This is a genomic window from Acinetobacter lwoffii (genome assembly GCF_024129595.1).
Classification (GTDB): domain Bacteria; phylum Pseudomonadota; class Gammaproteobacteria; order Pseudomonadales; family Moraxellaceae; genus Acinetobacter; species Acinetobacter lwoffii_O.
Genome location: NZ_JAMXXS010000015.1, coordinates 60582 through 70239, shown reverse-complemented (window position 1 = coordinate 70239; position 9658 = coordinate 60582). Strand labels below are relative to the sequence as shown.

The following is a 9658-nucleotide window of genomic DNA, read 5'->3' as shown; positions in this document are numbered from 1 at the left end:
TAATTTCTACCATCAATCAATGAAAATAATTTCGATCAATCAACCAGTAAAAATCCACACAAGTTGTTCTTCATAATCTCTTAATGATCTTCTTGCTAATTCGTCACCAGCAAGCTAGGTCGGCTATATTACTCTCTATCTCTAGAAAGTCAACCAGTAATGAAAACTATTTTTAAACTTATCAAATAAAACCTAACTCAATCAAACTTAACTAAGTCACTGTTTTATCAGAAGTTTTAATCTTCATCACCGCCGATGGATGTGCATTCTACAGGATTCCCAACCCAATACAACCCCTATTCTTAAATAATTCAGCAAAAATATCACGACTGTTTATTTATTCTACAAAAATCGCACTTTTCTTCATTTCTTGAGCAGTAAAGGGACTGAATTGGATAAATGACTTAATCTTTTTTCTGTTTTATTCTGTTCCTGAAAGCGTAAAGGCCGACAATCTATGTATTCACAATAGCCCCCTTCCCCACTTTCGGTTTCTTCATTTATTTTCACTTGATAACTAAAACTTCCTACATAGCCCGCTGCCAGACCAAATTTAAAATCTCCACGACTTTGCCCTTGTACCCAGATACAAGTACCGTCTGCATTTTCATAACACCATTCAAATTCGCGCGGCAAATACATACTCTGCCCATTAGGTGTCGTGACACGCGGATAAACACGATGAACTTTAAAATAAACTTTGCGATCGAACATTTGGGTCCGCATGTTTTTTAAATCACGCAGATAGATCCGCGACTGAACAATACGATTAAAACCATCCCGAATTTGCGCCAACAACAGTTGCCGGTTTTCACTAAGATTAATAATTTGATAAGTCAGGAAGGCCAAAGGCAGATAAGGAAAGTTAAAACTTCGCGCGTATTCAAAGCTTCCCAGACCATCAATCGTATATTGCTGCGCTTTATAGTTCACCGTTCCCTGACAATGACATAGCAAAGACCAGTGATCTGCCAAGGAAAACCGCATTTTGGTAAAATGAGAAATCAGTTGAATAGTTTGAATATTTAAATCCAAACTGAGCTCCGAGTCAGAACGTTGCAAACGAAAATTTGGGAAATTTCCGCTCAATTGCTCCCGATCCAGAAACTGAAACAGACCCGATTTAAAATGACAGTCCTGCTTGACCGAGTAGTGATGTAATTGCCCCACCATATGCGGACTCGAACTGCAAATCACGGTGGCGGTATCTAAGGCTGTGGTTTCGATTGCGCTCGGGTTTGACAGCATGGGTGCATTGGGTTGCCCGATAATACTCATAAAGTTTAAATAATAGAGCGGTGCCGGGAGCCCGGGGATCATCAAACCTTGATGAATAATTTTATATTTTGAGGTAGGACCATGATAGGCGGGATAGCGCGAAACAGCAGGAGTCTGATTTAGCTGTTTCGAACGATCTAGAAAATCTTGAAGAAACCGCATCTCAGACTCCTTATATTTTTATAATGTACTCGATCTTTTTGCCATAAAGGTGGTCACAAAACCAGACAAGGCATAGAGAATAGAAATGACCAGAATGCCGACAGGAATATTATAAGTCATCGCTGCAAAGACGAATACGGCAATTGGTAGGACAAAAAATGGAACCCGTTTACGTTCTACAGTTTTAAATGAATAGTATTTGATATTGGAAATCATCAACAAGCCCACCGCAATAATGACCACTGCATTAATGACCTGAAGAGAAGGTTCACGAATATCAAAGATTTCTGGAAAATCCAGACCGACCCAGACCAATGATACAATCATGATGGCAGCCAGAGGACTTGCGACACCGATAAAATAACGTTTATCGACCACACCAATCTGCACATTGAAACGTGCCAGACGGAACGCAGCACATGCGGTATAGACAAAACAGGCTGCCAGACCAATACGGCCCAAATCACTCAAGCCCCAGCTATACATCAAAATAGCGGGAGCTACGCCAAAAGCCAGCATGTCAGAAAGCGAGTCAAATTGTTCACCGAACGGACTTTGTGCACCAATAGCACGTGCCACACGTCCATCCAGTCCATCCAGTAATGCCGCAATAAAAATCGCATAAATAGCTTGCTGAAAATCACCATTCATACTGGCAATAATCGAGTAGAAACCTGACAACAACGCTGCCGTTGTAATCAGGTTCGGCCATAGATAGATGCCTCGACGCTTAACTTTTTGCCCTTCCTGGGTATGCTCCTCTTCTTCTACCTCAAAGGTGATGCCATCGAAAGGCACTTCAGTTGAAGAGTCACGTTCCGGTTTGCTTATATTTGTCATTCTTGTCGATCCTAGCTATGACCTGATCTTTGAAAAAATTATTCGCCCACTAACCAGCGAACTGCAGCGTGACCACCATTTTCACTCATGCGAAGATGCGGGAATAACCACTGTAGCGCTTCATCTGCATCTTCAGAGAATTTCCAAGGCGGGTTAATCACCAGCAAACCACAACCGTTCAAGCCGACAGGGGTATCATCCGGCCATACACAAACTTCACACACCAGTTGACGGCGGATACCAGTCTTGAACATTTTCTTCTCGAAGCGTTCGATCATGGCACGGTCTTTAATTGGATACCAAACGGCAAATACACCTGTCGGCCATTTCTTATACGCGGCAACCAGCAGCTCAACCAACTGCGGAAAATCTTTACGTTCCAGTTCATATGGCGGATCGATCATCACCAGACCACGTTTTTCTTTTGGCGGAATGACTGCCAACAGACCTTCGTATGCATCACGCTCATGCAAACCGGCACGCTTGTCAAAAATATTATGACGAAGTTGCTGGAATACATCACGCTGCATTTCAAAAATGGTCGCTTTATCAATTTCACGCATGCCTTCTAGCGCAAACCACGGCGAACCCGGATAAGCACCCTTACCAAAGTTTTCACGCATGTTTTCAACAATTTTCAAGTATTGTTGTACGCCTTCAGGTGCATTACGCTTGATCGAATCATCCAGCTTAATAAGACGATGAATACCGTTTAAAAACTCACCTGATTTTTGCGCTTCGGCAGTCGACAAATCATATTTACCTGCACCACCATGTGTATCTACATAGCGATAAGGTTTGTCTTTTGCATTCAGTCGAGTCAACAACTGAAGCAATAAAACGTGCTTCATGACATCGGCAAAGTTGCCTGCGTGGTAAGAGTGACGGTAATTCATGTTTCAATTATTCCTAAGATCAATTGCTATTTTAACATGAAAAACTATTTCGTTCAGAAACGATTATTGAACTAAAATAGCGGACCTTTTTTTACCACACTATCGAGAATTGAAAAAATGGAAGCAGTTATCATCCCAGGGGATTGGAATGTTGATCAAATCTTAGATGATTTAGATCAACATGGCTTTAGTATTGTTGACGATGCTTACTCTAGCGAATATCAACATGCAGTGAGCCAAGAATGCTTAAGCCACTTAAACGAATTTCGTAATGCAGCCATTCAAAATGGTGTAGTTAACAACATCCGTAGTGATCATATTCTTTGGTTACAACCTGAATTTCAAATTTCCCACCAACACATCCAAACCCTTCAACAATTTTCCCAAATTTTAAACCGCGCGTTTTATTTAGGCATCAAAGATGTCGAAGCACATTTCGCTTATTATAATGCGGGTGAGTTTTATGCCCTGCACCGCGACAATCCTCAAGATAAAAATGGCCGAATGATTTCCAGCGTTTATTATTTACATGAACAATGGCAAGCGGACTGGGGCGGTGAACTACACCTGCAGGACAAACATGGCCAGTGGCATATTATCCAGCCAAAACCGAACCGAATGGCGCTGTTCCAGAGCGATTTATTACATGAAGTTTTAATCTCTAAACAGCAACGCCTATCCATTACCGCCTGGCTAAGAAGTGATACCTCACTACTCTAAGACGGCTAGCCGCTTTAAATTTTAATTTTTAACCTCATATAGCCATTATTGAGAAATGAGGATTGCGTTGATGCGATTAACAACCAAACAGATTATTCAACGTCTGGGTGAAACTGACCAATTGTACTTAAAAGGCAATACGCCAGAATTAACACTTGAACGTGCTGATCTTCGTTTACAGCTGGTGACTTTAAGTGAACTGCGTCAGGAACAGCGACATTTCCTGCAAGAAGCCGTAGTGTTGCTGGAACAAGGCCGGGTAGAATTTGAAGAAATGCCGCTGCGCATGTATATCAACCTATCTTTGCATCTGGCCAAGGCCTATATGATGTTCTTTGAATTGACCAAAGAGCACCATTTCGCCCTGATTACCCAGCAAATTCTAAAACCGATGGCCAGTTATGAACATGGTGATATTTATTTCTTCCTGGCCTATGCCAGCGCCAGTAAAAATGAGCCAGCCCTGACGCGTCACTGGTTAGGTAAGTACACCAACACTGCCGAATTTGAGCTGGAATTATTACAGCAGCATCATGCATTTAATGATTATCGTCAGCACGAATGGTTTAACAAAATATTAAAAAGCAAAATGCATTAAGCCAAAGAATAAAACACCTCAAATGAGGCGTTTTTTAATACAAGCTATATCATCTTATTTTAAATATCAGAGAAATATAGGAAAAATGATCAAGCAGGTTGACGTCTATAAGCGTCCATGTGCAGTTGCTGATTCAGTTCATCGACCCAAATTGCCCAATCATCATCTTGTACCAAATGGCTAATCAATAAAGAACGCTGGGCTTTATTCCAGAATGGCGCATCATGCAAGGACAGCCCTGCTGGCAGTTGATGGGTGCGTACATACAATTCAATAGCCGCAGGACTATTGGCGAGACCGAGCTGAGAAAACAAGAGCTCTAAGGATGGTTGGTTCTTTGCGAGCATCGCGCCCTCCTTATATCAGATAAATTGTAATTATTTATAGATCTAACTTATAAGATAAGACAAAAAAAACCTAGTCCTTTGACTAGGTTTGTTGTTTCTTTTTGTATGAATGCATTTAAACGCTTTGTTTGTCGCTTTCCACATGTAAAAGCTGATTTAACTTGTCAATAATGACAATCCATTCATCATCTTGGTGCCAATGTTCACGCAGGAAGGCACTTTGTCCCTCACTCCAGAATTCGGCATCTGGCAATGCGACTTCAGATGGCAATTGATGGGTATGGGTAAATTGATTAATTGAGGCTTCATCAGAAGGCAAACCCAATTGTTCAAATAATAATTCTAAAGTTAACTGTTGTTCCGTAAGCATAAATAGACTCCATCGTAGTGTTAAATTATGAGAGTGTTGAGATTCGAATTCTTAGGTTGATTTATGGCCGGGTATGTCACAGGAACCTGAACCCTCTGCCTCAATATGTAATTGTTCATTCAATACATCGACAAAAATGGCCCAGTCATCATCTTTCTTCCAGTGACTGATCAGAAAGTCATGCTGTGATTTACTCCAAAAAGGAGCTTTATGCAGTGGCACATCCATACCAATTTGATGCGTACTAATAAACTCATCAATGGCTTCCGGACTCGAATCCAGACCCAATTGTTCAAAGAAAAGTTCGAAGGTAGCGCGTTGCTCTAACATCTGAACCTCCATCTTTTTATCTATAATCTTGTTTCTACCTTAGATGGCTCATAGCGAAAACTCAGTTGTCTCTCCTTCACAGCTTGTTATTTTTTGTTGATTAAAGTGAGTGATATAAAAAAAGCACCCCAAATGGAGTGCTTTTTCAACTTAATCTGAAAAGATCAAATTATTTAAGCATGTCAGCAATTGCTGCGCGCTCTTCTTCAAGTTCATTCAACGTGAAGTTGATACGCTCTTGACTGAATTCGTCGATTTCTAGACCTTGAACGATTTTGTATTCACCGTTTTCAGTCGTTACAGGGAAACCGAACATTACGCCTTCAGGAATACCGTAAGAACCGTCAGAAGGAATACCCATAGTTACCCATTCGCCGTTTGTACCAAGAGCCCAATCGCGCATATGGTCGATTGCAGCGTTAGCAGCAGAAGCAGCAGAAGACAAACCACGTGCTTCGATGATCGCAGCACCACGTTTACCAACAGTCGGAAGGAATGTATTTGCATTCCATTCCTGGTCGTTGATCATGTCTTTAACGCTTTCGCCGTTAATTGTTGCAAAACGGTAGTCAGCATACATAGTTGGAGAGTGGTTACCCCAAACTGTAAGATTTTTGATGTCTTTAACTGCTTTACCAGTTTTAGCAGCAATTTGAGATGCAGCACGGTTGTGGTCAAGACGTAACATTGCCGTGAAGTTTTTCGCTGGAAGATCTGGAGCAGATTTCATTGCGATGTAAGCATTCGTGTTTGCAGGGTTACCAACAACTAGAACTTTAACGTCACGGCTTGCAACTTCGTTCAATGCCTGACCTTGACCGATGAAGATTTCACCGTTCACTTTAAGCAGGTCAGCACGTTCCATACCTGGACCACGTGGACGTGAACCAACTAATAACGCATAGTCAGCATCTTTAAATGCAACTTTAGGATCATCAGTACCGATCATGTCTTCTAGTAATGGGAATGCACAATCTTGAAGCTCCATCATTACGCCTTTAAGCGCTTGTTGAGCTTTCTCAAAAGGAACTTCGAGCAATTGCAAAATCACTGGTTGATCTTTACCTAGCATTTCGCCGCTTGCGATACGGAATAATAGGCTGTAACCAATTTGACCTGCAGCGCCAGTAACGGCAACACGAACTGCTTGCTTCATCTAATTATCTCCAATTGAGGATATTCAATGCGATTAAATAGTTAGTATTTAATCTAATAATCGTAAACGCGAAAGATTGTACTCCAATCCTTTGCCAGATGCATATAAAAGAGGACGGATTTCACCTAAAGTCTGATAGGAAATATAAATTAAATCGGCAAAAAAGCTCAGTATGTTCCTTTTATTGTGACAGTTTTTGGGCATGTATTAATAATGTTGGCAGGACAGGATTTGTAATTGCCATTGGGGCGATAACAGACCTTGATCGAGGTAAGCACGCTAGCTGACTGAGTCTGCTGGCAGTTGAATCGCAAGGCATTGCCCGGTAATTGCGGATTAATTTTCAGGAATTTGGCTCGCAATGTATCGACAGAAATCGTGATATTTTCCTGTTCCGTCAGTTCCGCAGGCACTTTGAGACGATCTGCATAATTGATAATCGTCCGGAAATACTGACTGGCATTCATCGGCACGCAGCCACCGATATTGCGCCATAAAATTGTCCGGGTATTGTCATCTGGCATGATCCTGGCCACTACCTTGGACTGCAGTGGTGACAGTTTCGCAGAGCTATTGGTCGTACAATTTTGTGATGTGGTCTGAGGATATAAGCCGGAGATATTCAGCGAATAACCTTCCAGACATTTTCGTTTCTTGGCATATTCAGGGTACAGGCTACATAGGGCCGGGACCATTTGTACATCCATGACATAGTCTGTCGGCGTAGCAAACGCTGCCGGACTACTGGCCAAAACCACAAGCGTAACCGATCCAGCCCAGACTCGACGATCCTTCATTATTTTCATGAATAAATTACCATCCCCCAATAATTTTAATTTTATTGTGTATTACGTAATGGTATCAGTTGCATGCGTTTACCCACTGACTGTGCCCCCTGTCCTAACAAGATACCGTAATGCGTGGCATTGGTCATGACATGTTTCACATAATCTCGGGTTTCGAGTAAAGGAATACTTTCAGTATATTGATCTGCGGCAATCCCCTGAAATTCCGGCTGCCAGCGGCGGGCACGGTTTGGACCGGCATTATAGCCTGCTGTTGCCAGCACCGGACTATCGCTAAGCTGACGCTGAATCGTAGATAAATAGAATGTTCCATAGCGAATATTGGTATTCATATCGGTGAGTGCCGCCGGGTTATAAGCTTCACCCATTTGACGTGCCACCAGCTTGGCCGTGTCCGGCATAATCTGCATCAGACCACCCGCACCTACATGTGAACGTGCCACAGTATTGAAACGGCTTTCCTGACGCATCAACCCGTAGGCCCAGGCTGGATCTATGCCGGCATTACGACTATGGCTGACCACGTAATTCTGATGTGGCATTGGAAAACGATAATTGTAGTTATGTTTGTTCGCGGTACGGTCGGCAGCATAAATGGCCCGATCATGCCAACCCATGTCCATGGCACGCTTTGCCGCAGCCAGCAACAGGTCATCATCTTTCTTTAGATAAGCCTGACGCACTGCCCAGTTCCATTCCCGGTTAATATAGTTCTCCGGGGCGCTGATATTACGTAAGGTGAAAGCACGGCGGAAATGAATATCCTGATTCAAGCGCTGCATAGCCTGATTGGATGGCTGCGCTGGATTTGGTGTACTCGCAGTCACCTGCCCCAGCTTGTCGCGTGCCAGAAGATTGTGATAGTCATCTCCGGTCGCCAGCTTACGATAAATACTTTCTGCTGCCTGTTTGGAAGCACGATCAGTACGTTGTTCGCTGGCACGCGCCAGCCAATATTGCCAACGGTCTTCCTGCTTTTGGTTAACACTCATGCTATCAATGGCACGAATCAGGCTTTCCCAAGCACTAAAACGGATGGCCTGACGTGCATAAATTTCGGCTTCTTCCGGGCTAAATGGCAGGCCATAGCTGGCATCTAGCGCATTTAACACTTCACGGTTGAAGTTGTTTTTCATGACTGTGGTACCACCGATATAACCGACAGCACGATATAAGGCGCGTTGTACCTGTACTGGTGTACCTTCCGCGGTCCGTTTGACGATAGACAAAGCTGAGTCCAAATCACTATCGGCCAGACGTCCCAGTGCATAGATCAGATAGGCATGTTCGGCAGCACTGCTTTTAGGTGCAGACCACAAATAACTGGTGGGATTGGCCTGAATCGAGTTCAATTGTGCCAATGACAAATTCAGGCCAATGCCTTGCGCTGTCGCAATGGCCTGACCTGACTGTCCGGCACGAAGTTGTCCCCAGAGTCGCTGCTGACGGTCTTCTGCGGTCATGAGTGGACTGGATAGCATCATCCGGCCTAAACCAGTACAAGAATCGGGTTGGCTATTGGTGGTTAACCAGACTTCTTTAAACTCGGCATAGACCAGTTCATCGCCAGCTTTGGCGCGCACTTGTGCTACTGCACAGGCTTCGGCAGGATCAGCATTGGTTACATAAGGCAATACCGGTTGAGCAGTGCTAAAGTCTGCCATTTTTACTTTTTCTTCGACATAGTCCGCTGCCAGCTTTTCAGCCATGGCGGATTGAGGGTAACGCTGGGCAAAACTGATAATCTGGCTAACAGGCTGCATAGCAAGATTCTGGTTTAAAATCCAGTATTCCGGATAATAGCCCAAGACATCATTCTGCATAGACAGACGATATTGCTGTAACAGTTCAGTATTACCTGCATTTGCTGCACGCAAGGCATCATTAAATTGTTCTTCTGCTGCCTGTGTACTCGCTGAACAGATACATGCCACACTTAAAGTAATTAATTTATAGTATTTATACATAGTTTTAGTGTGTTTCAACATCCCTTTGCCTTCTATCATCGATTTTGTGCTTAGCCCATGTTGCATATCATAAGAGCTAGTTTGAAGATTATAACCAACTCTATTGTTCAGTTATGTAACCTTATGATTAAGCAATATTAATCTACAGACAATTTTTGCCCATAAATCAATATTTTTCCACAGTTAAT

11 protein-coding genes are annotated in these 9658 nt (G+C 42.9%); 2 read left to right on the top strand and 9 right to left on the bottom strand.

Annotated features, from left to right (window positions below; all coding sequences use genetic code 11):
* Positions 1 to 363 precede the first annotated feature (363 nt).
* Genes NI466_RS09100 through NI466_RS09090 form a run of 3 tightly spaced genes read right to left on the bottom strand, consistent with a single transcriptional unit; the run spans position 364 to position 3176 of the window.
* Positions 364 to 1440, bottom strand: a complete 1077-nt coding sequence (locus tag NI466_RS09100) for a DUF6670 family protein (RefSeq protein WP_148335244.1) — start codon at positions 1438 to 1440, stop codon at positions 364 to 366.
* An 18-nt stretch (positions 1441 to 1458) separates the two neighbouring features.
* Complete coding sequence (gene pssA, locus NI466_RS09095) at positions 1459 to 2280, bottom strand: CDP-diacylglycerol--serine O-phosphatidyltransferase (protein ID WP_005108642.1); 822 nt, start codon at positions 2278 to 2280, stop codon at positions 1459 to 1461.
* Positions 2281 to 2318: 38 nt separating this feature from the next.
* The gene (locus NI466_RS09090; RefSeq protein WP_004281423.1) at positions 2319 to 3176 is read right to left on the bottom strand and encodes a 23S rRNA (adenine(2030)-N(6))-methyltransferase RlmJ; all 858 of its coding nucleotides are present in this window, start codon (positions 3174 to 3176) and stop codon (positions 2319 to 2321) included.
* Positions 3177 to 3293: 117 nt separating this feature from the next.
* On the opposite strand from NI466_RS09090, the gene NI466_RS09085 reads away from it, so the two are divergent.
* Together NI466_RS09085 and NI466_RS09080 are read left to right on the top strand one after the other, a co-directional pair.
* Positions 3294 to 3896, top strand: coding sequence for a 2OG-Fe(II) oxygenase (locus tag NI466_RS09085; RefSeq protein WP_253173364.1), 603 nt, complete (start codon positions 3294 to 3296; stop codon positions 3894 to 3896).
* A gap of 70 nt (positions 3897 to 3966) precedes the next feature.
* Positions 3967 to 4494 (top strand): hypothetical protein, encoded by a 528-nt coding sequence (locus NI466_RS09080; protein WP_005108638.1) that lies wholly within the window; start codon positions 3967 to 3969, stop codon positions 4492 to 4494.
* Positions 4495 to 4583: 89 nt separating this feature from the next.
* Here NI466_RS09080 and NI466_RS09075 read toward each other — a convergent pair whose 3' ends face one another.
* The 6 genes from NI466_RS09075 to NI466_RS09050 form a co-directional block, all read right to left on the bottom strand.
* Positions 4584 to 4841, bottom strand: coding sequence for a DUF2789 family protein (locus NI466_RS09075; protein WP_004645106.1), 258 nt, complete (start codon positions 4839 to 4841; stop codon positions 4584 to 4586).
* Between the two features lie 115 nt (positions 4842 to 4956).
* A complete protein-coding gene (locus tag NI466_RS09070; protein ID WP_004645105.1) occupies positions 4957 to 5211 on the bottom strand; it encodes a DUF2789 family protein in 255 nt (84 codons plus the stop codon).
* Positions 5212 to 5262: 51 nt separating this feature from the next.
* Positions 5263 to 5541 carry a DUF2789 family protein gene (locus NI466_RS09065; RefSeq protein WP_253148580.1) on the bottom strand — a complete coding sequence of 93 codons (279 nt, stop codon included), beginning with the start codon at positions 5539 to 5541 and terminating at the stop codon, positions 5263 to 5265.
* Positions 5542 to 5710: 169 nt separating this feature from the next.
* Entirely contained in the window at positions 5711 to 6697 is a 987-nt protein-coding gene (locus tag NI466_RS09060) for a malate dehydrogenase (protein WP_004645103.1), read from the bottom strand.
* A 167-nt stretch (positions 6698 to 6864) separates the two neighbouring features.
* The gene (locus NI466_RS09055) at positions 6865 to 7503 is read right to left on the bottom strand and encodes a ribonuclease T2 family protein (protein ID WP_005249945.1); all 639 of its coding nucleotides are present in this window, start codon (positions 7501 to 7503) and stop codon (positions 6865 to 6867) included.
* Between the two features lie 32 nt (positions 7504 to 7535).
* Positions 7536 to 9470, bottom strand: a complete 1935-nt coding sequence (locus NI466_RS09050) for a lytic transglycosylase domain-containing protein (protein ID WP_253173367.1) — start codon at positions 9468 to 9470, stop codon at positions 7536 to 7538.
* Positions 9471 to 9658: the final 188 nt, after the last annotated feature.